Origin of the sequence: Mycetocola sp. (genome assembly GCF_046716805.1) — a bacterium.
In the GTDB taxonomy this organism is placed as follows: Bacteria; Actinomycetota; Actinomycetes; order Actinomycetales; family Microbacteriaceae; genus Mycetocola_A.
In genome coordinates this window covers 1-25,572 of the sequence record NZ_JBKJWH010000146.1, presented here as the reverse complement: position 1 = coordinate 25,572, position 25,572 = coordinate 1, and the positions used below count along the sequence as shown (strand labels likewise).

The window sequence follows — 25,572 nt, the reverse complement described above, 5'->3', positions numbered from 1 at the left end:
CGCTCGGTCGATACCATGTGAGTCATGTCTGATTCTCCTAGCTGGCCTTATGTCCTCACCACGCTCCTCGAGGGGGACGATCTCAGCGTCGCCGAGGCGACGTGGGCGATGGAGCAGGTCATCAGCGGCGAAGCCTCGCCGGCGCAGATCGCCGGGTTTCTGATCGCCCTCCGGGCGAAGGGGGAGTCGGTCAACGAGATCGTCGGATTCCGGGATGCGATCCTCGAGAAATCCGTGACGCTGCCGGTGGATTCGATGGCACTCGATATCGTCGGGACCGGGGGGGACCGGTTCGGCACCGTGAACATCTCCACCATGGCCTGCCTCGTTGTCGCCGCCAGCGGAGTTCCCGTTATCAAGCACGGGAACAAGGCGGTGAGCTCGACCTCAGGAGCCAGTGACGTCCTGTCCGAGCTGGGAATCGACTTGACGCTGTCACCGGAGTCGGTGGCATCCGCGCTCACCGAGACCGGCATCACCTTCGCGTTCGCCTCCGCATTCCACCCGGGATTCCGGCACGCGGCGCCGGTGCGCGCCGACCTCGGGGTGCCGACAGTGTTCAACTACCTCGGCCCGCTCTGCAACCCGGCACGGCCGGAGGCCTCAGCCGTTGGCGTCGCCCAGCTCGACCGGGTGCCGTTGTTCGTCGGCGTCTTCCAGACCCGCGGGGCAACCGCTCTCGTCTTCCGCGGCGATGACGGGCTGGACGAGCTCACCACGACGGGGCACTCCCACATCTGGGAGATCAGCCGTGGTTCCGTGACCGAGCACGACCTGGACCCGCGTGACCTGGGCATCGCCCGGTCGAAGATGGGCGACCTCATCGGCGGGGACCCCAGGCACAACGCCGACGTCGTCCGCCGGGTGCTGGCGGGGGAGCAGGGGCCGGTGAGGGACATCGTCCTGCTGAATGCCGCTGCGGGGCTCGTCGCGTATCGCCTCGCCGAGGATCCGTCCCAGATGCAGGTCAGCATCCTCGAGCGCTTCCAGGCGCAGTTGGAGGTCGCCCGCGCGTCGATCGATTCCGGCCGGGCTGCGGCGAAGTTGGACGAGTGGGTACGGGCAACGCAGGGGCGGGCGTCGGCTTCCTGAACCCCTTACGCGCCGGCGACGCTGCCGCTAGGTTGAGTGCAGGCTGCCCCCAGCAGGCGGCAGGTTCCGGTTCGCGAATAGCAGGAGAATTCAATGAAGAAGCTCATCAACGACCCGAAGAATGTCGTCGCCGAATCTGTCGAGGGATTCGCCTCGGCGCATGCGGACATCGTCCGGGCGTCCACCGATCCGACCTTTCTTGTTCGAGCGGATGCCCCTTCCGATAAAGTCGGCATCATCTCGGGCGGCGGGAGCGGACACGAGCCCCTCCACGGCGGGTTCGTGGGATTCGGGATGCTCGACGCCGCTGTTCCCGGCGCCGTCTTCACCTCACCGACCCCGGACCCGATCGTTGCTGCGACCGCGGCGGTCGACGGCGGTCGAGGTGTGCTGCACATCGTCAAGAACTACACCGGGGATGTCCTCAACTTCGAAACCGCTGCCGATCTGGCCGCCGCCGACGGGATCGAAGTGCGGAGCGTGATCGTGAACGACGATGTCGCTGTGCAGGATTCGCTGTACACCGCCGGGCGCAGGGGAGTGGCCGGTACCGTGCTCGTTGAGAAGATAGCCGGCGCCGCCGCCCAGCGCGGTGATTCGCTCGACGAGGTCACCGCGGTGGCCGAAAAGGTGATCGGTCAGGTGCGGTCGATGGGCGTCGCCCTCACCCCGTGCGTCGTCCCGCACGCGGGTGAACCGAGCTTCGTCCTCGAGGACGACGAGATCGAGATCGGAATCGGAATCCACGGTGAGCCAGGCCGCGAGAAGATCAAGCTTGAGCCGTCCGACGCGATCGTCGACCGCATGCTCGGACCGATCCTCGACGACATCCCGTTTGCCTCGGGCGACAAGGTGCTGCTGCTGGTCAACGGAATGGGCGGGACTCCACAGATCGAGCTGTACATCGTCTACCGGCGCGCAGCACAGGTGCTTGCCGAGCGGGGTATCGAGATCACCCGCTCTCTCGTGGGCAACTTCACGACTTCCCTCGAGATGCAGGGCATGTCGTTGTCCGTGCTCAGGCTCGACGACGAGTTGACCGAATTGTGGGACGCGCCAGTCCAGACCGCCGCTCTCCGCTGGGGCCGCTGAAACCATGACCGCACGACGAGAGGACATCAGATGAGCCTGGGCACCGATTGGGTTCTCGATTGGGTGAGGGCGAGCGCGGCCGTCATCGCGGAGAACCGGGTGGAGCTCATCACGCTCGATCGGGAGATCGGTGACGGCGACCACGGCGAGAACATGGACCGCGGGTTCTCTGCGGTACTCACCAAACTCGGCGACGTCGCCGGTGATGCCCTCCCTGCTGATGTGCTCAAGCTCGTCGCAACGACCCTCATCTCGACCGTCGGCGGCGCATCCGGCCCGCTGTACGGGACCGCCTACCTCAAGGCTGCAGGAGCTGTCGCAGGTTTCGCAGAGCTTGACGGACCCGCCGTCACCAGCCTGCTGCGTGCGGCCAGGGACGGGATCGTCCTGCGCGGCAAGGCCGAAGTCGGCGACAAGACGATGATCGACGCCTGGACCCCCGCGGTCGATGCTGCTGACGCAGCACTTGCCGGCGGGGCGAGCGAATCCCAGATCCTGCAGGCTGCGGCCGACGCCGCGGCTGCCGGAGCACAGGCGACCGAGCCGCTCGTCGCACGAAAGGGGCGGGCAAGCTACCTGGGGGAGCGGGCCATCGGCCACCGGGATCCAGGGGCCCAGTCGACGTTGCTCCTGTTGCGTGCTGCCGCCGACGTCGCGGCACGAGCGGCCGCAGCATGACGGTTGGCCTCGTCTTCGTGTCGCACAGTGCACGTATCGCCGAAGGTCTCGTCGATCTCGCCCGGCAGATGGCGCCCGAGGTGACCCTCGTCGCCGCCGGCGGTACCGACGACGGCGGGATCGGCACGAGCTTTGACCGGGTTCTGGCGGCGATCGGGGAGGCGGATACCGGGAACGGAGTGGTTCTTCTGTGCGACCTCGGGTCTGCGATTCTTACCGCAGAGACGGCACTCGACTTCCTTGACGATGAGCAGCGATCCCGTGTCCTCCTCGTCGACGCCCCTCTTGTCGAAGGCGGGGTTGCTGCGGCTGTGGCTGCGCAAACAGGCGAGAACCGGGATGCGGTTGCCGCCGCGGCGAGAACGGCGGTCGGGCCGAGCGTGAGCCAGCCTGCCGTTCAGGAGGCGTCGGCTGCCGGAACCGCCGGCTACACGCGAGTCGTCACCGTTGTGAACCGCGACGGACTGCACGCCAGGCCCGCGGCAGATTTCGTCAAGCTCGCCAGCACGTTTCCATCACGGGTGACCGTCAACGGGAAGGATGCCAAGAGCTTGCTCGCAATCATGGCTCTTGGCCTCGTGCGCGGCCGAGATGCAGAAATCTCGACCCAGGACCCGAACGGCAACGCGGCCGTCGATGCCCTCGCCGACCTGGTGGCGTCCGGCTTCGGCGAGGATTGAACCGGCAACGCGGTTACGACGACATATCAGTTCCGTGCCCTTTCGTCAAATCGGCGCTACCATGGCGGCATGGTCCGATCAAAGAAGACGGAGATCACGGACGGCCGATTGATTCGCTCGGCCGCGTGGATCGACCGAAAACTCATGCCGGTCTTCGGCCCTCCGCCGATCAGCTCCGGCAACGAAGATGCCGACGGTGACGGTGCCGGTCCCGCGTGCCCGGTATGCGGGCATCCGATGGGGGAGCACACCATCGACCACTCGGCTCGCAACGCCATCCTCGAGTGCCCCGCGCCGATCGATCACAATCTCGAGCACCCGAACCATTCGCCGCTGGATGAGTTCGGGATGCCATTGCGCGGCCCGCGGCGGACCGCGAAGAATCCTCGATGACGCGGCCGCCGACGCTGTCGCCGTCCGAAACGTCGGAGAAATTGCGGGGGAGCGGCTTCCGTCACGCCAGTGGATCCCTCACGGCTGCCTTTCGCACACCGGACTTCGCGACGGGCGCCCGGCTCGTCGCGGACGTCGCCGAAATCGCGGAGACGATGAACCACCACCCGGACGTCACCCTGGGCTGGGGCTCGGTGACGTTCTCGCTCACATCGCACGACGCCGGGGGCGTAACCGCCCGGGACCTCGAGCTGGCGAGGTTGATCACCCGCGCCGCCGCCGCGCTCGGGATTGAGCCCGACCCGGCTGGAGGCGAGCCGGAAGACGACTGACGGACCAACGGACTTGCGCCGCGAGGCGTCGACGAAGCGGCTCACGAATTCACGCACTCCGGACCGATCCACCCGGCGCGCCGCGTGAATGCGTCCGCAACGGGTGCTTTCGCGTGGACCGCTCATGAGGCGGGCGGGGAGCGGCCCCGGCAGTATCAAGCAGGCCCAGATCACTTTGTTGACATAATGTGCATTATCGGCACAAGTCCGGTCGCGAAACAAGACAGCGGATGTGCCGGGCTGCGCCTCTTCTCATGCGCGCTCGGAGGGGTACGACGGCAGCATTGCGACACCCGCAACTCGACCGACGTCTGTGCTGTTCTCGACGGATGCACGGCATCCGTCGAGCCTCCGTCAGCATTCTGCGTGAAGAACGTTCACTGTGCGCAAAACGACTTTTTCCGTCTCGCATGGGTCGATCTGCGCACACTGGACGTGCCCCGTGACGTGCCCAAACGCAGAGGGCTAAACGGGCGCACCGACCAGGGACCCGGTTCGGCATGGCGTGGCACCGCCCCTGTCCTGCCGTGCCCCTCCACTATTACTTGACATAATATGGGCAACGAGCGCCCCTTACCTGCCGACGTATGCCGCCAGGTGTTTCCCGGTGAGGCTCGAGCTCGCTGCAACGAGGTCGGCTGGCGTGCCTTCGAACACGACGCGGCCGCCGTCGTGGCCGGCACCAGGTCCCAGGTCGATGATCCAGTCGGCGTGCGCCATGACCGCCTGGTGGTGCTCGACGACGATAACCGACTTGCCCGAGTCGACGAGGCGGTCGAGCAAGCCCAGCAGGTTTTCGACATCGGCGAGGTGCAGGCCGGTGGTGGGCTCGTCAAGGATGTAGACGCCGCCCTTCTCGCCCATCTGGGTGGCCAGCTTGAGCCGCTGCCTTTCGCCACCGGACAGCGTGGTGAGCGGCTGGCCAAGGCTGAGGTAGCCGAGTCCGACGTCGGCCAGCCGGTCGAGGATGGCGTGTGCGGCGGGGGTCCGAGCCTCCCCGGTGCCGAAGAAGTCCTCCGCCTCGGTCACCGACATCGCGAGGACTTCACTGATGTCGCGGCCACCGAGCTTGTACTCGAGGACTTCCGCCTGGAACCGTTTTCCCTCGCACACCTCGCACGGCGATTCGACGGTGGCCATCACACCGAGGTCGGTGTAGATCACGCCGGCGCCGTTGCAAACCGGGCACGCACCTTCGGAGTTGGAACTGAACAGGGCAGGCTTCACTCCGTTAGCCTTCGCGAAAGCCCTGCGGATCGGCTCGAGCATTCCGGTGTACGTGGCTGGGTTGCTGCGCCGCGAGCCTCGAATCGCTCCCTGGTCGATCGACACCACACCAGCACCGGATGGCATGGATCCGTGCACGAGCGAACTTTTCCCCGAACCGGCGACACCGGTGATGACCACGAGCACGCCGAGCGGGATGTCCACATCGACGTCCTGCAGGTTGTGTTCCGTCGCGCCGCGGATCTCGAGCGCACCGGTCGGCGTCCGCACACCGTCCTTCAGAGAGACCCGGTCGTGGAGGTGCCGGCCGGTGAGGGTGTCGCTTGACCGCAGCTCGTCCAGTGAGCCCTCGAAGCAGATCGTCCCGCCCGCCGTGCCGGCACCGGGGCCGAGGTCGACGATATGGTCGGCGACGGAGATCATCTCAGGCTTGTGCTCCACGACGAGAACCGTATTGCCCTTGTCGCGCAGCTGCAGCAGCAGCTTGTTCATCCGCTCGATGTCGTGCGGGTGCAGCCCGATGGTCGGCTCATCGAAGACATAGGTGACGTCGGTGAGCGATGAACCCAGGTGGCGGATCATCTTGGTGCGCTGCGCTTCGCCGCCGGAGAGAGTGCCGGCGGGTCGGTCGAGCGACAGATAGCCCAGACCGATCTCGACGAAGGAGTCGAGGGTGTCTTGCAGGGCGACGAGCAGCGGTGCCACCGACGGCTCGTCGAGGGTGCGGACCCAGCCGGCCAGGTCGCTGATCTGCATTGCGCAGGCGTCGGCGATGTTGAGCCCGGCGACCCGTGACGACCTGGCGCCCTCGTTCAGACGGGTGCCGTCGCAGTCCGGGCAGGTCGTGAAGGTGACGGCGCGGTCCACGAAGGCCCGGATGTGCGGCTGCATGGCCTCGCGGTCCTTGGAGAGGAACGACTTCTGAACTTTCGGAATGAGGCCCTCGTACGTCATGTTGATCTCCGCGACTTTCACCTTGACCGGGTCGCGGTAGAGGAAATCGTGGAGTTCCTTCTTGGAGTAGTCACGGATCGGCTTGTTGGGATCGAAGAAACCCGAACCGGTGAAAATCTTCACTCCCCAGCCGTCCGCTGTGTAGCCCGGGATGGTTATCGCGCCGTCGGCCAGTGACTTGGAGTCGTCGTAGAGCTGGGTGAGGTCGATGTCGTTCACGGTGCCCATGCCTTCGCAGCGCGGGCACATCCCCCCGGTGATCTCGAAGCTGCGCCGCTCCTTGGTGGTCTTCCCTCCACGCTCGACGGTGACGGCGCCCGCCCCGCTGATCGAAGCGACGTTGAACGAGAATGCCTGCGGCGCGCCGACATGGGGCTGGCCGAGGCGGCTGAAGATGATGCGGAGCATCGCGTTGACGTCGGTTGCGGTGCCCACCGTCGAGCGGGAGTTGGCGCCCATCCGTTCCTGGTCGACGATGATCGCCGTCGTCAGCCCTTCGAGCACATCGACGTCCGGCCGCGCCAGCGAGGGCATGAAGCCCTGCAGGAAGGCGCTGTAGGTCTCGTTGATCATCCGCTGGGATTCCGCGGCGATCGTTCCGAACACGAGCGAACTCTTTCCGGATCCGGAGACGCCGGTGAACACGGTCAGCCGACGCTTCGGTATCTCGAGACTGATGTCCTTGAGGTTGTTCACCCGGGCACCCTGCACCCGGATCCGATCATGGTTGTCTGCAACGTGGGATGCAGGCGATTGCGTGTCTGTTGTCGTGATCGTGCTCATCCTGACTCCATCCGTCGGCTTCGAGAGCGGTCGCGTCGACGGAGGGCAGTTTACCCTCTGCCACCGACGGCTTCACCTGTCACCGGATCGACGGATGCTCCGCCCAGGGTGCGTACCCAGCGGCTACTTGCCGCCGAAGTCTGTCGTATCGCCGACGTAGCGAGTGTTCTCCGCAGGGATCGGCTCGACCGCTGCCGCAGCAACTTCGGCGGCGAACTCGCCAACGTTGTACAGCTTGCCTGCGGCATCCTTGCGCGCGCTGATCGCGCCCGGGTTCGCCCGCTCGAGCAGAGTCGCCGTGATGGTGCCCTCGATCATGTCACCGGAGACCACGACGAAACCGACGCCCTTCTCAGCGAGTTCCGGGATGCGGGCGCGAAGCGCGTCCTCGCCCGCTCGCTTCGACCGGGCAACAGGCTCGTACTCGGGCATCGTCGGCGTGGTTCGGATGAAGTGCGCCTGGTGGCTGGTCACGAAGACGACGCGTGATCCGGCGCCGAGCAGCGGCAGGGCGGCGTCGAGCACATTGAGCTGGGCGTCACGGTTGAGCTGCATGGCGTAATCGGCGGCCATCCCGCTCTCCATGCCACCTGAGGCGTTCAGGACCAGGATGTCGAGGTGACCGTACTGCTCGGCGACGCGGTCGAACATCACCTGGACGGATGCGGGGTCGGTCAGGTCTGCGCCGACGGTGAGCGCCGTTCCGCCGTGGACACGCAGCTGGTCGGCGAGTTTCACCGCACGGGATTCCTTGTTCCGGAAGTTGATGACGACGTTCGCGCCGGCCTCCGCGAAATACCGGACCGTGTCGGCGCCGATCCCCCGTGACGATCCGGTGACGAGAACGTTCTTGCCCGTGAGAGAACCGGGGGCGAGGGGGTTGGACACGGTGAACTCCTTAGGCGACGGTGGAGTGCGCCGACGGCTGCAATCCCAGCATCCGACACTACCAAAAACTCCCCGGCCGCCTGCGCCCAGCTGATAGGTTTCAACCAGGATGGGCCTCAGCGTCAGCGGCCGGAAGGGTGCGGTATGGACTGGATCGTGCAGTATTCATGGGTGATCTGGCTGGTCCTCATCCTCCTTTTCATCACCATCGAAATGCTGAGCCTCGAGTTCACTTTTCTGATGCTCGCCATCGGCAGCGGCATCGGTCTCCTGTCCGGGGTTCTCGGTGTGCCGTGGTGGGGGCAGCTGCTCATCGGAGCGGCGGCATCCGTTCTTCTTCTCCTCGTTGTCCGCCCCTCATTGCTGCGTGCCCTCCGCAAGGGCGAGGACCCGGCAAAAAGCAACGTCGACGCCCTGCTCGGTGCCCGTGGGCAGGTGGTCCAGACCGTTTCAAACCACGGCGGCCAGGTCAAGCTAGCGAACGGTGAACTGTGGACGGCGACGGTCCCCCTCGACTCCCCCGCGACCAGCCTCGAACCCGGCACCTCCGTCCGGGTGCTCGCCATCCAGGGCGCGACCGCCGTCGTCGTGCCTCACGAGAGGAATCCCTAAATGGAGAACCCAACCGAACTCATCGGGACGGTGGTGGCGTGGATCATCGGCGTCGTCGTCCTCATCTTCATCCTCGTGGTGCTGTTCCGCGCCATCCGGATCATCCCCCAGGCGACCGCTGGTGTTGTCGAGCGGCTGGGCCGCTACCACAAGACTCTCCAGCCGGGCCTGAACATCCTGGTGCCGTTCATCGACCGGGTGCGTCCCCTGATCGACATGCGCGAACAGGTGGTTTCGTTCCCGCCGCAGCCGGTCATCACCGAAGACAACCTCGTCGTGTCGATCGACACGGTCGTCTACTTCCAGGTGACGGATGCCCGCGCCGCGACCTACGAGATCGCCAACTATCTCGGCGCGGTCGAGCAACTCACCACCACGACACTGCGTAACGTCGTCGGTGGCCTGAACCTCGAGGAAGCCCTCACCAGCCGCGACAACATCAACGGTCAGTTGCGCGTCGTCCTCGACGAGGCGACTGGTAAATGGGGCATCCGGGTCGGCCGGGTGGAGCTCAAGGCAATCGACCCGCCCCTCTCCATCCAGGACTCCATGGAGAAGCAGATGCGTGCCGAGCGGGATCGTCGTGCCCTGATCCTCACCGCCGAGGGAACCAAGCAGTCGGCGATCCTCACCGCCGAGGGTGCTCGACAGGCGGCCATCCTCAGCGCCGAAGGTGACGCGAAGGCTGCCGTGCTGCGGGCACAAGGTGAAGCTCAGGCGATCACCATAGTCTTCGACGCCATCCACCGTGGCGACCCTGACCCGAAGCTGCTGGCGTACCAGTACCTGCAGACGCTTCCGAAACTCGCGGACGGTTCGGCGAACAAGTTGTGGATCATCCCCTCCGAACTGACCGAGGCGCTCAAGGGACTGGGAAAGGCGTTCGTGCCTGGGAAAGGTGACGATCGCCCGTACTCCCCGTCGGCACCGACCCCCGATGTGCCGTCGAGCATCTTCCCGCCAGACACTCCCCCGACCTCCACTCCCCCGGCTTCTCCGCTCCCGCCGGCCTCCGAGTAAATATGCCGGACGAGAACGCGGCCTCGGTCTACTACGAACCCCAGAGGCCGCGTGTCCTCGCCCACCGCGGGCTCGCCCTTGGCGCCCCCGAAAACACCATTGCCGCGTTCCAGGCCGCCGTCGACGTGGGCGCTCAGTACCTCGAAACGGACGCCCATGCGACAGCTGACGGAATCGCCGTGCTCGTGCACGACCCGGAGATCAGCGTCGACGGTGTGAACCACGCGGTCAGGAACCTCACCCTCAGCCAGCTCAGGCAGCTGGACCTGGGGCAGGGGCACCGTGTGCCGACTCTCGCCGGTGCTCTCGTCACGTTCCCGAACATCCGGTTCAACATCGACGTGAAGTCAGAGCAGGCGGCCGGGCCTGTCGCCCGGGCGATCCGTGCCGAAAGGGCGACGGACCGTGTCCTCATCACCTCCTTCGACGAGGGCAGGCGGAGGCGCGCAGTCGATGCTCTGCCTGGTGTGGCGTCCTCGGCGTCATCCGACCGAATTCGCCGCGCCTATCTGGGCGTGCGGCTGGGCTCCGCGGCGATCATCCGTTCCGCGCTTTCCGGGATCTCCTGCGTGCAGATTCCGGAGCGTCACCGGAACCTCCGCCTCGTGACCGAGCGAACGGTCCGGATGTTCCATCGCGCCGGCGTCGAAGTTCACGTCTGGACGGTGAACTCCCCCGACGACATGCACCGGCTTGTCGAGATGGGAGTGGACGGCATCATCACCGACCGCGCGGATCTGGCCATCCCCCTCCTCGCCGAACGTCGCACCCGCCGACAAGTCTGAGTGAACGCTGGCAGAAAATTCCGGATGACAAGGCGTTGCCCAGCTTCGGGGTCTATAACTGGACTCAGCGAGCGAGAGGAACCAGAACATGGCAGATCGCAGTTTGCGCGGAATGCGCCTCGGCGCCCAGAGCCTACAGAGCGAAGACGGCGTCATATTTTCAGAACGGGCACGGTCGCTGTACCTGTGCCCGGAGTGCAACCACGAGAGCGCACTGATGTTCGCAGCGGATGCGGAAGCCCCAGAGACCTGGGAGTGCCGCCACTGCGGAGCTGAAGCCGTCCTCATGGTCGGCTCTGAACCGGTCGTGATCGACCGGTCGGATCAGAAGCAGGCCCGTACCCACTGGGACATGCTGCTCGAACGCCGGAGCCGGGACGAACTCGAGGAACTCCTCGAAGAACGCCTCGCCTTCCTGCGGGCTCGGCGCGGCCAGCACAAGGTCGGAGCCTAACTTCCGTCCACAATTCGGGCGTCAGCTTCGCGCTGGCGCCCGTTTTTTGTACCCACGAACAGGGCGACGATCAACGCACCGAGTCCGAAGAACGACACGAGGGTTTCGATCTGGCCGCCGGCCGCCATCGCGGGCGTCTTCCCTGATACCAGCGGAACGTCGAACACCATGTGTCCTGGCTCGTACGCCGGGATCTCGGTGAGTGTGGCGCCGTTGGGGCCGATCATCTGGCTGGTCCCGACAGTGGATACGTTCACGATGCTTCTCGACGATTCGATGGCGCGGAGCCGGGCAATGGCGAGCTGCTGCTGGTTCTCGTCTGTGCGGCCGAAGTCTGCGTTGTTCGTCTGGGCGATGATCACCTGGGCGCCACGGTCGACGGCCTCACGGGTCAGCGCGTCGTCCACGATGTCGAAACAGATCGAGATACCGGCGATCACTCCGTTGACGTTGAAGACGTTGTCCCGGGTGCCCGGGGTGTACTCCCGCGCAATCAGCCCGATCAGGTCCGGTGCGAACGGTTCCCAGAACTCCCGGTCCGGAACATACTCGCCGAACGGAACCGGGTGCCGCTTGTCGTAGTAGTCGGTGGGGCCCGTCCCCGACTCCCACAACAGTGATGTGTTGTAGAACCGGCCGTCCCGCTCCATGATCGTCCCCGTGAGGATCGGGGCGCCGGTCTGGGCGCCGAGATAGTCGAGGACGGATGCCGCCTGCGGCACGGTCACCGGGTCCAGATCTGTGCCGTTCTCCGGCCAGACGACCATGTCGACCGGAGCGCCGACGAGGGGAAGAGTCGCCGACGCCTGGGCGGAGAGGATGTCACCCGGTTCGCGTTCGTCGAAGTAGCCTGCTTTCGCATTGCCCTGGACAGCGGCGATCGTCGACGTGCCGCGTTCGAGAATCGGCCAGGCCGGCAGAGCGAGCACGAGGGCGACGGCGGCGGCTGGAGCCAGCAGTCGGAGAGAGGGAATCGGCACCTTCGGCTCGCGGAGGAACTGCAGCAGGAATGCGACGAGCCAGACGAGAACAAAGCTGAGACCGCTGACCCCGACCCACGCGACGAGCGGTGCGAACGGGCTCTCGGACTGGCTCAGCGCAACCCGGCCCCACGCGAACCCGCCGTACGGCCAGGTGCTGACGAGAGCTTCCCGGGCGGTCCACAGTCCGGCGACGACGAGCGGGAGCAGGCCGACCCGGCCGAGGGGCGTCGACCACACCCTCGGTATCCAGCGGAACGCCAGAGTGATCAGCAGAGCGCCGAGGGCGAAGAAGATCGACTCGAGCACCGACAGGGCGATCCAGGGAACAGGGCCGAGGTACAGCGAAACCCACGACACGTGCACCAGGTAGAACGAGACGCCGGCGATGAAGCCGGTGAGGAGGGCGCCCCAGGCGCTGCGGCCGATGAGGACGACCAGGTTGAGCCCGATACCGACGAACGCCAGAGGCCAGATCCCGAGGTCAGGAAATCCGGCGTCGAAGACGGGACCTGACGCTGCGGCAAGGATGACAGCGGCGAGGAGGGGTACGGGGGGGCGCGTCGGGGCTGTCACTGTTCCAGCCTATGCGGCGTAAGAGGCGCCGGATCACACGGCGCTGTATGCCACGATTCCCCGGCGGATAGCCTCCAGCGCCTTGCGGGCATTGCGTCCAACGCCACCGTCGGCGACGATCGAAAGCTGGTCGAGCAGATCGATGGTCTGTTTGGTCCAGCGGACGAAGTCCCCCGCCGCCATATCCGCCTCGGTCAGCACCAAGTTCAGGCTCGAGCCGCGCGCCCACATATGCATGGCCAGGCACAGGCCGGTGGCGAGGGGCTCGCTCCCAGGCAGGCGGTTCTCCTGTTCGGTGTCGTCGAGCCGGGCCCAGAGGTCCTGGGTTTTGTCCAGAGCCACACGGAAGGCTCCACGCGGCAGGAACCGGTCGGCCAGGGTTCCCTCGTCACGCCGCGGCTCGAAAACGATGCTGCAGGCCATGGCGGCGAGGCTCGCAGGGTCGAGGTCGTTCCACACTCCCCGCCGCAGAGCCTCAGCGACAAGCAGGTCCCGTTCACCGTAGATGCGTTTGAGGGTACGCCCGGCCGCACTGAGTTCCACCTCTCCGTTCTCACCGGGAAGTAGGTACTCGTACTCGAGCAGGACGTCGGTGACGCGGTCGAAGATTTTGGCGACGGCGCCCGTTCGGGTGGAGATCTGCCGGCTGAGTTGGTCGGTCTGCCGCTTCAAGGTGAACCAGCGCTCGGCCCACCTCGCATGCTGCTCCCGGTCGGCGCATCCGTGGCACGGGTGGGCCTTCATCCGCTTGCGCAGCTCGACGAGCTGGCGTTGTCGGCGATCGTTTTGTGACCGTGAGGAGTTCTCAGGCGACCCGCTCTTGCGTTCGAGGTCGGTGAGCTCCCTGCGGATACCGGCGTACTCGGCGAAGTCGCCGAGGTGGCAGGTCATCGCCTCACGGTATTTCGCCAGTGAGCTTTCCTGTTCCCGAACCTTGCGGGCCATTCCGACGACCGCGCGGTCGGCCTGGAACTGGGCGAACAAGGACTCGAGGATCTCGCGCGTTCGTTCGCGGCCGAACTGGTCGATGAGGTTCACGGCCATGTTGTACGTCGGCTTGAAGCTGGAGTTGAGGGGGTAGCTGCGCCGTGAAGCAAGAGAGGCGACCGATTGGGGGTGCAGGCCTTCCTGCCACGCGATGACCGCGTGGCCCTCCACGTCGATTCCGCGGCGGCCGGCCCGCCCGGTGAGCTGCGTGTACTCCCCCGGGGTGATGGGAACCCGGGCTTCTCCGTTGAATTTCTCGAGCTTCTCGAGCACGACGGTTCGGGCAGGCATGTTGATGCCGAGGGCGAGCGTCTCGGTCGCGAAGACCGCCTTCACCAGCTTGCGGCGGAACAGTTCCTCGACGACTTCCTTGAACGCCGGCAGCATTCCGGCGTGGTGGGCGGCGATGCCCCGTTCGAGTCCGTCGAGCCACTCCCAGTATCCGAGCACGCCGAGGTCCTCGTCCTGCAGGGCCGAGCAGCGCTCTTCAACGAGCTCGCGGATCTCGTCACGTTCGTGGGCTTCCGTGAGACGGATTCCCGAACGCATCACCTGCGTGACTGCCTGGTCGCATCCGACCCGGCTGAAGATGAAGAAAATGGCCGGGAGCAGGTGGTGTTCGTCCAGCAGTTCGATAACCTGGCCGCGGTCAACGCGCTGCCCGGTGCGCTGGCCGCGTTTGGCGTTGTACCGGCTGACGTCGTTGTACTGTTTGTTGTTCAGCGACCGGCCGCCGAATTGCGCCATCCGCACCAGCTCGGGATTCACGGAGTGCGTCTCGGCGAGGCTCGGCGCAGCGAAAAGGTCGATCAGTTTGCCGCGCATGAGAACGTGCTGGTCGAGGGGCACCGGCCGCTCCTCAGACACGATGACCTCGGTGTGGCCGCGGACGGCCTGCAGCCAGTCCCCGAACTCTTCCGCGTTGGACACGGTCGCGCTCAGGGAGACCATCCGCACCTCCTGCGGGAGGTGGATGATCACCTCCTCCCACACAGCGCCGCGGAACCGGTCGGCGAGGTAATGCACCTCGTCCATGACCACGTATGCGAGGTCAGTGAGCAGGTCAGAGTCGGCGTACAGCATGTTCCGAAGGACCTCGGTGGTCATCACAACGATGCGGGCCCGTGCGTTGATGTTGGTATCACCGGTGAGCAACCCGACCGACTCGGCGCCGTATTCGGCGACGAGTTCGTTGAACTTCTGGTTGCTCAGTGCCTTCATCGGCGCCGTGTAGAACACTTTCGACCGGGTTCGCTGCATCGCCGCGTAGATTGCGAATTCGGCGATGATGGTCTTCCCAGCCCCGGTGGGTGCGGCGACAAGAACGCTGTTGCCCGCTTCGACGCTCGCGCACGCTTCGAGCTGGAACGGATCGAGGTCGAATCGCTGCTTTGCACGAAAGGCGTCGAGTAGCGGGCTCTTGCGCTTGGAGGCTGCGTATCGCTCGGCCGGGGACAGGTTGACGGTCACAACGCCAATTCTGCCTCGAAGGCGAGCCTGCGACGAGCGGCGCGGCGGTCATGCAGGAAAGCGACACCGTATGCGGCGAAGTAGAGCAGGATCATCGGAATCGCCAGGATGAACATGGAGACGACGTCGGCCGCCGGTGTCGCGATAGCGCAGAACAGCGCTATCACGAGGATGGCCACGCGCCAGGACTTGATGATGGTGGCCGCGCTCAGCACGCCGACGAAGTTCAGCAGAACGAGAAAGACGGGAACGACGAAGGCGATCCCCACAGCGAGGACGAGCTTGAGCACGAAGTCGAAGTAGATGCCCGCATTGAAGAAGTTGGAGGCATCCGCCGGGGTGAATCCGACCATCAGTTCGACGATGTGCGGCATGACGAACCAGCCGGCGGCACAACCGGCGAGGAACAGCGGGACGGCGCTGAGAAGGAAGCCGAGGGCGTAGCCGATTTCCTTGCGGGTGAGGCCAGGTACGAGGAAGGCCCAGATCTGGTAGAGCCAGATGGGGCTGGAGATCACGATCCCGATGGTGAATGCGACCTTCATGCGAAGATCGAACGCACCCGTGACGTTGTCGAAGTTCAGCAGTGCCTGACCGCGATCCCCCGCGATCTCGGTGATCGGGGTGGCCATTGCGCTGATGGCGAAATCGGAGACGACGAAGCCGGCGACCATGGCGGCCACAATGCCGATGGCACTGATGAAGAGGCGCTTGCGCAGCTCGACCAGGTGCTCACCGAGCGACATCCGACCGTCAGCGTTCCTGCCCCGTTTGATACGGGCGGCCATGAACCCTACGGTTTCGTCTGGGGTCCGGGAGCGCCCGTTCCGGGGTTCACGATCGTCGGATCTGCTGCCTCCTGCGTCGCTGTGGGCTGCACAGACGGAACCGTGGCGTCATCGACGACGTCTTTGTCGGTTTTGTCGCTCTTGATCTCGCTCTTAAAGATCTTCATCGACTGCCCGACGCTCTTCGCGAGGGCAGGAAGTTTCGGAGCGCCGAACAAAAGAAGCACGAGGAACACAATGACGAGGAGGTGCCACCCGCTGAACGCGTTACCGAAGATTCCCATGAGATGTCCTTTGATCCTGTGTGTCCGGCAAGTTTACCGTGCTTTGGTCGCAATGACCCTGTGAAGGCCTACCGGTCGGTTTGCTCAGCGTATCGGTCGAGAGCCGCCTGCGCCCAGTCGGCGACTCGCGTCCTCGCCGTGTCGGGGCTGATCACGGTGACAACACCGGAGAGCCCGGCGATGAGGCGTTTGAGTCCGTGATCGTGGGCCACGTGGAGCGTCACGCGCGACCGTCCGTTCCTGCCGGGTACGGGGGCATCCGTCGTCAGGTAGTCGGCGATCATCCCGATTGCGTCGTCGGCCAGTTCGACCACGACCTCGAGGTCTGTGGCTGAGCTTTCGAAGAGACTCTCCGACAGCGGCACCTCGGCGGCGTGGTGGCTGATCGGTTCGTCGGTCGTGGTGAGGTTGCTCATCCGGTCGAGTCGGAAAGTTCGCACCGCCTGGCGAAGGTGGTCCCAGCCGCGCAGGTACCAGTCCTGATCGAGTGACTGGATGCGCAACGGGTCGACGGTGCGCTTCTCCGACTCGCCGCGCGAGTTGAGGTAGTCGAATTCGATCCGGTGGCCGGCCGCGACCGAATCGCGGATCCGGGCGAGCGCTGTGTCGACGGAACTGGAACCGACGGCCACTTCGGCGGGGCGGCCGGTGGAACCGAGTGCGAGTTTGGACATCAGCGAGCCGAGGACATCCCGATCGGCCTGTTCGGGCAGGGACGACAGGTACTGCAGACCCGCGATGAGAGCAGCGGCTTCGCGGGCCGAAAACCGGGGTGAGTCGTCGATGGCCACGAGGTGGGTGATGACGATCTCGTCATTCTCCTCGAACAGGTCCCAGTCGATGTCGAAGAGGTCCTCATGCTGGTACGAGCTGGTCTCGCCGGGAACTCCAGAAACGGCGATGAGGCGAACCGACTCGCGGATCTGCTCCTCATCGACGCCGAAGTGCCTGGCCGCGTCGGCGACGGTGACATGGCCGTGGTCCATCAGGTACGGAACGAGCGCGAGGAGGAACGTCAACTTGTCTCTCGCGTGAAGCCCAGGCCTAACCACGGTTTCCCCCTGTTCCGCGGTGGGTGCGAACGGTCTTGACGTGCCGCGAAATGACGGCGTCGACGAGCCGCTGCGGCGATTCCACGAGGACCTCCGGTCCGTAGGCGGCGAGTTCGTCGGCGAGCACGTCAACGTCGGTGTAGTGCAGTTCCAGGGTCCCGTCCTCGACGGCTGATGCCCGTTTGGCGAGCCGCGTGGCGGCATCCGTTCCCGGTTCCACCCGGATCACGGCGCGCTGGGACTCCCACAGGGCGTCAAGCGCCTGAAGTGAGCGTTCCGCGTGCCCACCCGTTTCCGGAGGCTTCCAGGTCCGCTGCATGGGCTTCACAGGTCCGACGATCCGGGAGAGGAGGTAGGTCCGGCCTTCGTCGATGGTGAGGTCGTGGGCGGACAGGTGCCAGCGGCCGTGGTGCTGCACGAGAGCGAGCGGGGCAACCGTACGCGTCTTCGCGGTCGACTCCCCCGGCTTGAGGTACGGGAATTCGACGACGCTGTGGTGTTCGAGCGCCTGCCGGAGCGGCTCGAACGAGTTCTCCCGGATCCGGACACGCGGCGCATACCCGATCACCGGTTCGTCAGATTCGATCCCCAGCGAACGGAGTTTGAGGATGGCGCGTCGAGACTCCCCCGACAACGAGCCCTGCCGCCACACCGTGGCAGCGAGGGACAGCATGGCGATCTCCGCCGGCGAGAACGTGAGCTCCTTGGGCAGGTCGTATTCCCCCTTGGGAATGCGATAGCGGGTGAGCTGATTGTTGCCGGGGTCCCCCGGCGCTTCGACCGTCTCGAGCGGAATCCCGAGTTCTCGGATGTCGTCCTTGTCGCGTTCGAACTGGCGCTCGAGTGAGGCGTTTCCGCCCGAGTTCGAGTAACGCTGCCGGTACCCCTGCACCGTCGAGAGGATCTCCGATTTGGTCAGGCCCTGTTCGGTCGCGAGCAGGGCGAGCACGAGGCTGAAGAGACGCTCCTCGACGGCGACGCGCTGCGCTGCGGCTTCGGTGGGTTCTGGCACGACATCATCCTCCTTGCGTCCGGCCGGGCGGAGCCGCCTGGCCTGTGTGGGTCAGGGCAGGGTGCCGAGGATGTCGACGACGAACACAAGCGTCGAGTTCGCCGGGATGGTCGCGTTTGCCTGCTCGCCGTAACCCAGTTCAGGCGGAATCACGACGAGGATCTGGGAGCCGACCTGCTTGCCGACGAGCGCCGTGGCGAAGCCGGGGATGATCTCCTCAGGGCTGAATGTCGCCGGGGAGCCGTTCTGCCAGGAGGAGTCGAAGATGGTGCGTTCCGACCACAGCGCACCGGTGTAATGGACGATCATCCGGGAGGCCTTCGACACCGTCTCGCCGTCGCCCTCTTTGAGCACCGCGACCGCGAGTTCCTTCGGCGGGTCCGACTTCGGAATGGTGAGACCCGGTGTGCCGTCAGCAGCGGTCACGACCGACGGGAGTCCGGGTTGCAGCACGGGACGGTCGGCCCCGTCCGCCTTCGCGAGGAACACATCGAAGATGTCGGCGACGAGGATGGCGGCCTGATCGCCCTGCGGAACGGTCATGGCGATGCGGGATCCGGGAGTCGCGCACTCCAGCCCCTTTGTGATCTCGGGGTTGAGTTGTGACGTCGCATAGACGGCCGGCTCACCGTACGCCGCCCCAGGAACCGGTTCGCCAGTTTCTCCGTCGTACATGGCCAGCGCCATCCGAACGCTCTGGTTCCCGGTGAGCACGGGGCCGTCGTCGTCCCCGGCGATCACCAGGGCGCGCTCGGTTTGCTGAGCCTTCACCGGGGTCGGGAAGTCGACCTGGGGAGCGGAGCCGAACGAACCGGACACGTCGATCAACGTCGACGCGGCGCCGTCCGGTGCCGTCGGCACGCAGGAATCCGCCGCTGACGTCGGAGCGCAGCCGGTAAGGGTGGCCATCAACAGGCCGGCGGACAGGAGCAGTGCTGGTGCCTTGCGCACGGGATCTCTCTTCGATGCTGGAGGGCGGATGCGAAACGGTCGCGTGGCTATTTTAGTGGCTGGGAGTTTCGTCGGGTTCAGACAGGCCGTCGGCGCTGTCGACGGCGTCGCCGAAGGACCTCGATCGGCTGAGTTGCGCCGAGTTGTTCACGGTGCGTACGCGCTTGCGGAGGATCTTCGCGCTGACGTTTCGTTCGCCGAGGGCACCAGGTGTCCACAGTTCCACGTCTTCGTCGCTGAAGTCGGACTTGCTCGGCCGACGCTTCAGTTCCGGAAGGACGGCACCGTGGGCGAGTCGGCGGGCCGTGATCAGGAAGCCGGTGTGGCCGATCATCCGGTGATCCGGTCGCACGGCGAGGCCCTCGACGTGCCACCCGCGGACGATCGTCTCGTTCGACTCGGGATTGGTGAACTGCCCGGTGGCGCGGATGGCCTCGGCCACCCGCGACAGCTGAGTCACCGTGGCGACGTAGCAGAGGAGCACTCCGCCCGGCTTCATGGCCGTCGCACAGGCGTCGATGTTCTCCCAGGGCGCGAGCATGTCGAGGACGACGCGGTCGACGGATGCCGGTTCGACCGTGTTCGGAAGAGTTTCGGCGAGGTCGCCGACCGACACGCGCCAGTTGTCCGGGTCGTAACCGAAAAATGTCGCCACGTTCCCGCGGGCCACATCGGCGAACTCGTCGCGACGTTCGAAGGACTCCAGCCGGCCGGTCGGGCCGATGGCACGGAGGAGCCACAGCGACAGCGCACCGGATCCGACACCGGCTTCAACGACCGTTGCCCCGGGGAAGATGTCGGCCTGACCGACGATCTGGGCGGCATCTTTCGGGTAGATGATGGCGGCGCCTCGCGGCATCGACATGACGAAGTCGACGAGCAGCGGGCGCAATGCCAGGTATTCGATGCCGTCGCTTGTGGTGATGACCGACCCGTCAGGCAACCCGATGATGGTGTCGTGCCCGACGATGCCACGGTGGGTGTGGAATTCCTTCCCGTGCTCGAGCGTGATGGTGTTGCGCTTGCCCTTCGGGCCGGTGAGCTGCACGCGGTCGCCCACCCGGAACGGGCCGGCGTTCTGCGGGCGTTCGTCGAGGGGTCGCCCGGCGTTGGGTTGTGCGGTCATCGTGGGATTCCTTCGCTGCGTGAAGCGGCGAAAAGCGCCGTCACGTCGGTGCTGGTTCTTCCGGCCAGGGTGGGCCAGGTGGTATGGGTGGGGCCTTCGGGGATCGTCACCGCGTGCGGCACGGCGATCGAGACGGCACCGGACGCGACAGCGGATGCCAGCCCGGCGCGGGAATCCTCGATGGCGACGCAGTCGGAGATGGAGACCCCGAGGAGTTCAGCTGCGCGCAGGTACGGTTCAGGATGGGGTTTCGGGTGCTCCACCTCGTCGCCGGGAACGACGACGTCGAACGCGGCGAAGTCGAGGTGCGAGAGCACCTGCTCCGCCATCGCCCGGACCGACATGGTCACGAGAGCGGTCTTCACGCCGAGGTCGCGGAGTTCTTTGAGCAGTTCCCTGGCGCCGGGGCGGAACGGGACACCGTCGGCCCTGAGCCGGTCCTGTACGCGACCGGTGAGGAGCTGAACGATGTCGTCTCCGGGCATGTCGACACCGTGGGCCTGCAGGATCCGTGCCGACTCCCACAGCCCTGAGCCGACGAGCGTCATGGCGTCCTCATAGGTCCAGGTACGGCCGAAGGACTCGACGAGGTCCGTCTCTGCAGTGATCCAGTACGGTTCGGTATCGACGAGTGTGCCGTCCATATCCCAGAGGACGGCGGCGGGAAGCTGTGTAGTCACGGGTTTCAATGCTACCCGGGAACGGACTGCGCCTATTCTTGGAGGATGCCCGTGTTCGGGCATGGGCCACAATTCACAGAATCGGGGAACTCTTTGCTCAAGGGTCGACTTCTCGTTGTCGCGTTCGAAGGCTGGAATGACGCCGGAGAAGCCGCGACCGGCGCCGTCAGAGTCCTGCAGGAACAGTTGGACGTGGCGCCGATGCTCGAGCTGGACCCTGAGCTGTACTACGACTACCAGTTCAATCGCCCGGTGATCGGCATCGACGATGACGCCAGGCGGCGGCTCAGCTGGCCGACCACGACGATGTACGGTCCCTCCACGCCCCTCTCTCCGGCTGAACCGCTCGCCGACGACGCCGACCTCAACGTCTCCGGCGACAACGGCGGCAACATCTACCTCCTCGTCGGCGTCGAGCCGTCCCGCAGCTGGAAGGCGTTCACCGCCGAAATCGTGGATGCCGCCCTCGCGGCCGACATCTCCGCCGTCGTCTTTCTCGGAGCGATGCTCGCCGACGTGCCGCACACCCGCCCGATCTCCATCTTCACCTCGAGCGAAAACCCGGAGGTGCGATCCGAGTTGCAGATCGAACGGAGCATGTACGAAGGCCCGGTCGGCATCCTCAGCGTCGTCGCTGAGGCCGCTGAGGACGCAGGCATCCCCACAGTCGCCATCTGGGCCTCCGTTCCGCACTACGTGCACAACGCACCATCCCCGAAGGCCGTGCTGGCGCTCATCGACAAGCTTGAGGAAATCGTCGACGTCGTCATCCCGCGCGGTGATCTGGTCGAGGAAGCAGCCGAGTGGGAGCAGGGTATCGACGCGCTCGCGGGCGAGGACGAGGACATGGCCGCGTACATTCGCCAGCTCGAGCAGGCGCGGGACACCGTCGAATCGCCTGAGGCGAGCGGCGAGGCCATCGCTCAGGAATTCGAGCGTTACCTGCGGCGTTCGGCAGACGGCAAGGGCGACGGGCGCAACGAACCGCCGACGCCCCGCTGAGTCCGGTTCGTCAGAGGTCCACGCCGAGGAGCGCGGAAACGGCGCGGCGCAGCAGCGCCGGGTCGTCGACCCCCAGGGCGACGGCTGAATCGACAATGGCGAGAGCCTTCGGCGTGTCCAAATCGATCCGGAGAGCCTCCCGCAGGGCGGTCAGTACGTCATGAGCGGATGTCGTTCCCCGGTCCGCGTCGACGGAGAGGCGGGAGCTCCAGGTGCTGAGCCGGTCCTCGGCCGTCTCGAGCGCCGAGTCGGTCCACTCCCAGTCCGAGCGGTAGTGGTGTGCGAGGAGGGTCAACCGGATGGCGCGCGCATCGACCCCTGCGGCCAGCAGTTTCGACACGAGCACGAGGTTGCCGAGAGACTTCGACATCTTCTCGCCCTGGTAGGCGACCATGCCGGTGTGGCTGTACACCCGCGCGAGCGGATGCCCGCTCAACGCGGCAGCGTGCCCGGCGCTCATCTCATGGTGCGGGAAGATCAAGTCCGAGCCGCCGCCCTGCACGGTGAAGTCACGGCCGAGTTCCATCAGGGCGATGACGGAGCACTCGATGTGCCAGCCGGGCCTGCCTGCTCCGACGGAACTCTCCCAGGATGGCTCGTCGTCGCGTGCGGCCCGCCAGAGCAGGGGATCAAGGACATCGCGCTTGCCTTCGCGGTCGGGGTCTCCCCCGCGTTCGGCGAACAGCTCTTCCATCGTCGCCTGGTCGAGGTTGCTGATCTCACCAAGCGCCCAAATCCCTGCCGTCGCCGCCAGGGCGCTGTCGAAGTAGATGTCGGATCCGGCAGAGCTCTCCGGAGTCGGAACCTCGTAGGCCACGCCCGCGACGAGCAGCCGTCGAACGGCCTCCGCGATCTCATCGAGCACGTCGGTCACCGCGACGTAATCTTCGGGCGGGAGGATGCTCAGGGCTTCCATGTCGCGTCGGAACAGGTCCACCTGGCTGGCAGCGAGTTCCTGCCAGTCGACCCCGGTTGCCGCCGCCCGTTCGAGGAGCGGGTCGTCGATGTCGGTGACGTTCTGCGCGAAGTGCACCTCGAGGCCGGCGTCCAGCCAGACCCTCTGCAGCGTGTCGAAGGCCAGATAGGTGGCGGCGTGGCCCATGTGGGTGGCGTCATAGGGGGTGATGCCGCAGACGTAGAGTCTGGCGGTGTCGCCGGTGTGCGCTTCCACGAGCCCGCGCGTCGACGTGTCATAAAGGCACGGCGCCGAGGAAAGGCCGGGAAGGGTCGGGATCTCAGGTCTGTTCCATGCCTTCACCGTCCCAGCCTAATCCGGTCGGCAGGCTGTGGCCGACGCGTGCGGCTTAGACGGCGTCGACGACGCCGGTGCCCAGAAGCACGAACAGGACGAGGCCGAGCGCGATCCGGTAGATCACGAACGGCATGAAGCTGCGCTTCGAGATGTAGCTCATGAAGAACTTGATCACGACGAGGGCGACGAGGAACGCGACGACGGTCGCGGCGAGTGTCTCCAGCGGGCCGTAGATCTCCGGCTTGCAGTCGGTGGCGCCCGGCAGGCACGGGTCGGCGATCGACTTGAAGACCTGGAAGAACCCGCTGCCGATCACCGCGGGAATGGCGAGGAGGAAGGCATACCGTGCGGCCGACGCGCGGTCGTAGCCGAGGAACAGGCCGGCGGTGATGGTGCCGCCTGAACGGGAGACGCCAGGGATGAGGGCGAGCGCCTGGGCGAAGCCGAAGATGATGCCGTGGCGGTAGCCGAGGTTCTCCAGTTTGAGATTCTTCCGGCCGACCCAGTCGGCGATGCCGAGGAGGATGCCGAAACCGATAAGCATCGACGCGGTGAACCACAGCGACCGCAGCGTCGTCTCGATCTGGTCCTGGAAGAGCAGCCCGAGCACGACAATCGGCACGGAGCCGAGGATGATCAACCAGCCCATCCGCGCGTCGGGGTCGTTGCGGGGAATCTTGCCGACGAGCGCTTTGCACCAGGCGCCGATGATCCGCACGATGTCACCCCAGAACAGGATGATGACGGCCAGCTCGGTGCCGATCTGAGTGATCGCTGTGAACCGGGCTCCCGGGTCCTCGCCGGTGCCGAGAAACTCCCCGACGATGCGCAAATGGGCGCTCGACGATACCGGGAGAAATTCGGTCAGGCCCTGTACGAGGCCGAGGATGATCGCGTTGAGAAAGTCCACGGGTGAAGAATGTCCTGCCGTTGATGGTCTAGTAGCTGCGGAGGAGATCCGTAAGAACCCGCCTGCCAAAGACTAATGCGTCCAGCGGAACCCGTTCGTCGACGCCGTGGAACATCGCCGGGAAGTCGAGGCCTTCAGGCAGCCGCAGCGGGGCGAATCCGTAGCCGGTGATGCCAAGCTTCGATAATGCTTTGTTGTCCGTCCCTGCGGGGAGCAGGTACGGCAGGACCTCGGCTCCCGGGTCATGGGCGGCGAGGGTTTCCCGGATCGCGTCGATGAGCGGGCCGGAGAACTCGTTCTCGAGGCCGACGTCCCGGTGCATCACTTCGATCTCGATGTCGGGGCCGACGAGTTCCTGCACGGCGGCCAGGACGGCATCCTCTTCGCCGGGGAGCGTCCGGATGTCGACGAGCGCTTCGGCGGTGTCCGGCACGACGTTGTGCTTGTACCCGGCGGTCAGGACGGTCGGGTTGGTCGTCGTGCGGAGGGACGCCTGGATGAATCCGGATGCCGTACCGGTCGCGAGGGCGAGTTCGTCTGGCCCGAGCGCCTGCGGCTCGACGCCGAGGATGCGCGCCACTTCCCCCAGCAGCGCCGTTGTGGTCGCGGTGAGCCGGATCGGCCAGTCCTGCCTGCCGACTGCGGCCACGGCTTCGGCCAGGCGCGTGATCGCGTTCTCAGGAACGACGCGGGAGCCGTGCGCGGCCGGACCCCGGGCAATGAGCTTCACCCAGAGGAGCGTCTTCTCTCCCGTCTGCACCAGGTAGGCGCGTTTGCCGTCGATCGAGATCGAGTAGCCGCCGACCTCGCTGATCGCCTCCGTGGCACCGGCGAACAGCTCGGGGCGGGTATCCACGAGGTAGTGCGAACCGAACACGCCGCCGTTCTCCTCGTCGGCGAAGAACGCCAGGATCAGGTCCCGGGCCGGCCGCTCCCCCGCCCGCAGCAGCTCCGCGACGGCGGTGAGGATCATCGCGTCCATGTTCTTCATGTCGACGGCGCCACGTCCCCAGAGCATGCCCTCCTTGATCTCCCCCGCGAACGGGTCGACGCTCCAGTTGGCGGGGTCGGCGGGGACGACGTCGAGGTGGCCGTGAACGACGAGGGCACCGCGTGCGCTGTCCCGCCCGGCGACTCGGGCGACCACGCTCGTTCGTCCCGGTTCCGAGTCGAAGAGTTCCGGTTCGAGGCCGAGCTCGCGGAGATAGGCGGCGACGTACTCGGCTGCCGCCGTCTCCCCGTTGGAGCGTCCCTCACCGTAGTTGGTGGTGTCGATGCGGATGAGGTCGCGGGCCACGCTCACAGTCTCATCGAGTTCGGCGGGGGTGTCGGACGGGCTGGACGCGGCGGAAAGCATGCCCCCCACGCTACTGCCCGAATGGTTTGTGAGACGTGCAAACACCATCCGAAAACCGTGCTAAAGTTTTACCTCGGCGCCGGTAATACTACGGCCCGAACACATGCGCGGGTGGCGGAAATGGCAGACGCGCTAGCTTGAGGTGCTAGTGCCCG

25 protein-coding genes are annotated in these 25,572 nt (G+C 65.8%); 11 read left to right on the top strand and 14 right to left on the bottom strand.

Annotated features, from left to right (window positions below; translation table 11 throughout):
* The first annotated feature begins 24 nt into the window (after positions 1 to 24).
* The 6 genes from trpD (at position 25) to ACLQ62_RS11575 (ending at position 4,267) form a co-directional block, all read left to right on the top strand.
* Complete coding sequence (gene trpD / locus ACLQ62_RS11600) at positions 25 to 1,092, top strand: anthranilate phosphoribosyltransferase (protein WP_411721790.1); 1,068 nt, start codon at positions 25 to 27, stop codon at positions 1,090 to 1,092.
* A 93-nt stretch (positions 1,093 to 1,185) separates the two neighbouring features.
* Positions 1,186 to 2,184 carry a dihydroxyacetone kinase subunit DhaK gene (gene dhaK, locus ACLQ62_RS11595; protein WP_411721789.1) on the top strand — a complete coding sequence of 333 codons (999 nt, stop codon included), beginning with the start codon at positions 1,186 to 1,188 and terminating at the stop codon, positions 2,182 to 2,184.
* A gap of 30 nt (positions 2,185 to 2,214) precedes the next feature.
* On the top strand, positions 2,215 to 2,862 hold the full coding sequence (gene dhaL / locus ACLQ62_RS11590) for a dihydroxyacetone kinase subunit DhaL (protein ID WP_411721788.1): 648 nt from the start codon (positions 2,215 to 2,217) through the stop codon (positions 2,860 to 2,862).
* The gene (gene dhaM / locus ACLQ62_RS11585) at positions 2,859 to 3,542 is read left to right on the top strand and encodes a dihydroxyacetone kinase phosphoryl donor subunit DhaM (protein WP_411721787.1); all 684 of its coding nucleotides are present in this window, start codon (positions 2,859 to 2,861) and stop codon (positions 3,540 to 3,542) included. Before dhaL ends, dhaM begins: the two co-directional genes overlap by 4 nt.
* A gap of 69 nt (positions 3,543 to 3,611) precedes the next feature.
* Positions 3,612 to 3,935, top strand: coding sequence for a hypothetical protein (locus ACLQ62_RS11580; RefSeq protein ID WP_411721786.1), 324 nt, complete (start codon positions 3,612 to 3,614; stop codon positions 3,933 to 3,935).
* Complete coding sequence (locus ACLQ62_RS11575; protein WP_411721785.1) at positions 3,932 to 4,267, top strand: 4a-hydroxytetrahydrobiopterin dehydratase; 336 nt, start codon at positions 3,932 to 3,934, stop codon at positions 4,265 to 4,267. Before ACLQ62_RS11580 ends, ACLQ62_RS11575 begins: the two co-directional genes overlap by 4 nt.
* Positions 4,268 to 4,840: 573 nt before the next feature.
* Here ACLQ62_RS11575 and ACLQ62_RS11570 read toward each other — a convergent pair.
* The gene (locus ACLQ62_RS11570) at positions 4,841 to 7,231 is read right to left on the bottom strand and encodes an ATP-binding cassette domain-containing protein (protein WP_411721784.1); all 2,391 of its coding nucleotides are present in this window, start codon (positions 7,229 to 7,231) and stop codon (positions 4,841 to 4,843) included.
* A 123-nt stretch (positions 7,232 to 7,354) separates the two neighbouring features.
* Entirely contained in the window at positions 7,355 to 8,119 is a 765-nt protein-coding gene (locus ACLQ62_RS11565; RefSeq protein WP_411721783.1) for an SDR family oxidoreductase, read from the bottom strand.
* Positions 8,120 to 8,263: 144 nt separating this feature from the next.
* Between ACLQ62_RS11565 and ACLQ62_RS11560 the strand changes: the two genes are divergently transcribed.
* The 4 genes from ACLQ62_RS11560 to ACLQ62_RS11545 all read left to right on the top strand — a co-directional run bounded on the left by ACLQ62_RS11560 (position 8,264) and on the right by ACLQ62_RS11545 (position 10,990).
* Positions 8,264 to 8,731: an NfeD family protein gene (locus tag ACLQ62_RS11560; RefSeq protein ID WP_411721782.1), complete on the top strand. Its 468-nt coding sequence runs from the start codon at positions 8,264 to 8,266 to the stop codon at positions 8,729 to 8,731.
* On the top strand, positions 8,732 to 9,751 hold the full coding sequence (locus ACLQ62_RS11555; RefSeq protein WP_411721781.1) for an SPFH domain-containing protein: 1,020 nt from the start codon (positions 8,732 to 8,734) through the stop codon (positions 9,749 to 9,751).
* A gap of 2 nt (positions 9,752 to 9,753) precedes the next feature.
* A complete protein-coding gene (locus tag ACLQ62_RS11550; protein ID WP_411721780.1) occupies positions 9,754 to 10,536 on the top strand; it encodes a glycerophosphodiester phosphodiesterase in 783 nt (260 codons plus the stop codon).
* An 88-nt stretch (positions 10,537 to 10,624) separates the two neighbouring features.
* On the top strand, positions 10,625 to 10,990 hold the full coding sequence (locus tag ACLQ62_RS11545; RefSeq protein WP_411721779.1) for an RNA polymerase-binding protein RbpA: 366 nt from the start codon (positions 10,625 to 10,627) through the stop codon (positions 10,988 to 10,990).
* Here ACLQ62_RS11545 and lnt read toward each other — a convergent pair.
* The 9 genes from lnt to ACLQ62_RS11500 form a co-directional block, all read right to left on the bottom strand.
* Positions 10,987 to 12,546 carry an apolipoprotein N-acyltransferase gene (lnt, locus tag ACLQ62_RS11540; protein ID WP_411721778.1) on the bottom strand — a complete coding sequence of 520 codons (1,560 nt, stop codon included), beginning with the start codon at positions 12,544 to 12,546 and terminating at the stop codon, positions 10,987 to 10,989. The genes ACLQ62_RS11545 and lnt overlap by 4 nt on opposite strands.
* Before the next feature lie 33 nt (positions 12,547 to 12,579).
* A complete protein-coding gene (locus ACLQ62_RS11535) occupies positions 12,580 to 15,003 on the bottom strand; it encodes a DEAD/DEAH box helicase (RefSeq protein ID WP_411721777.1) in 2,424 nt (807 codons plus the stop codon).
* A complete protein-coding gene (gene tatC / locus ACLQ62_RS11530) occupies positions 15,000 to 15,749 on the bottom strand; it encodes a twin-arginine translocase subunit TatC (RefSeq protein WP_411721806.1) in 750 nt (249 codons plus the stop codon). Before tatC ends, ACLQ62_RS11535 begins: the two co-directional genes overlap by 4 nt.
* Positions 15,750 to 15,796: 47 nt before the next feature.
* A complete protein-coding gene (gene tatA, locus ACLQ62_RS11525) occupies positions 15,797 to 16,075 on the bottom strand; it encodes a twin-arginine translocase TatA/TatE family subunit (RefSeq protein ID WP_411721776.1) in 279 nt (92 codons plus the stop codon).
* A gap of 68 nt (positions 16,076 to 16,143) precedes the next feature.
* Entirely contained in the window at positions 16,144 to 17,094 is a 951-nt protein-coding gene (locus tag ACLQ62_RS11520; RefSeq protein ID WP_411721775.1) for a helix-turn-helix transcriptional regulator, read from the bottom strand.
* Positions 17,095 to 17,119: 25 nt separating this feature from the next.
* Complete coding sequence (locus ACLQ62_RS11515) at positions 17,120 to 18,139, bottom strand: helix-turn-helix transcriptional regulator (RefSeq protein ID WP_411721774.1); 1,020 nt, start codon at positions 18,137 to 18,139, stop codon at positions 17,120 to 17,122.
* Between the two features lie 51 nt (positions 18,140 to 18,190).
* The gene (locus tag ACLQ62_RS11510) at positions 18,191 to 19,090 is read right to left on the bottom strand and encodes an FKBP-type peptidyl-prolyl cis-trans isomerase (protein WP_411721773.1); all 900 of its coding nucleotides are present in this window, start codon (positions 19,088 to 19,090) and stop codon (positions 18,191 to 18,193) included.
* Between the two features lie 52 nt (positions 19,091 to 19,142).
* Entirely contained in the window at positions 19,143 to 20,216 is a 1,074-nt protein-coding gene (locus ACLQ62_RS11505) for a tRNA (adenine-N1)-methyltransferase (RefSeq protein ID WP_411721772.1), read from the bottom strand.
* Positions 20,213 to 20,896: an HAD family hydrolase gene (locus tag ACLQ62_RS11500; protein ID WP_411721771.1), complete on the bottom strand. Its 684-nt coding sequence runs from the start codon at positions 20,894 to 20,896 to the stop codon at positions 20,213 to 20,215. Before ACLQ62_RS11500 ends, ACLQ62_RS11505 begins: the two co-directional genes overlap by 4 nt.
* 45 nt (positions 20,897 to 20,941) lie before the next feature.
* On the opposite strand from ACLQ62_RS11500, the gene ACLQ62_RS11495 reads away from it, so the two are divergent.
* Entirely contained in the window at positions 20,942 to 21,898 is a 957-nt protein-coding gene (locus tag ACLQ62_RS11495; protein WP_411721770.1) for a proteasome assembly chaperone family protein, read from the top strand.
* A gap of 10 nt (positions 21,899 to 21,908) precedes the next feature.
* Here ACLQ62_RS11495 and mshC read toward each other — a convergent pair whose 3' ends face one another.
* Genes mshC through ACLQ62_RS11480 form a run of 3 tightly spaced genes read right to left on the bottom strand, consistent with a single transcriptional unit; the run spans position 21,909 to position 25,417 of the window.
* Complete coding sequence (mshC, locus tag ACLQ62_RS11490) at positions 21,909 to 23,156, bottom strand: cysteine--1-D-myo-inosityl 2-amino-2-deoxy-alpha-D-glucopyranoside ligase (RefSeq protein WP_411721769.1); 1,248 nt, start codon at positions 23,154 to 23,156, stop codon at positions 21,909 to 21,911.
* A gap of 46 nt (positions 23,157 to 23,202) precedes the next feature.
* The gene (locus tag ACLQ62_RS11485; protein WP_411721768.1) at positions 23,203 to 24,060 is read right to left on the bottom strand and encodes an undecaprenyl-diphosphate phosphatase; all 858 of its coding nucleotides are present in this window, start codon (positions 24,058 to 24,060) and stop codon (positions 23,203 to 23,205) included.
* 28 nt (positions 24,061 to 24,088) lie between these two features.
* Positions 24,089 to 25,417, bottom strand: a complete 1,329-nt coding sequence (locus tag ACLQ62_RS11480; protein ID WP_411721767.1) for a M20/M25/M40 family metallo-hydrolase — start codon at positions 25,415 to 25,417, stop codon at positions 24,089 to 24,091.
* Positions 25,418 to 25,572 lie beyond the last annotated feature (155 nt).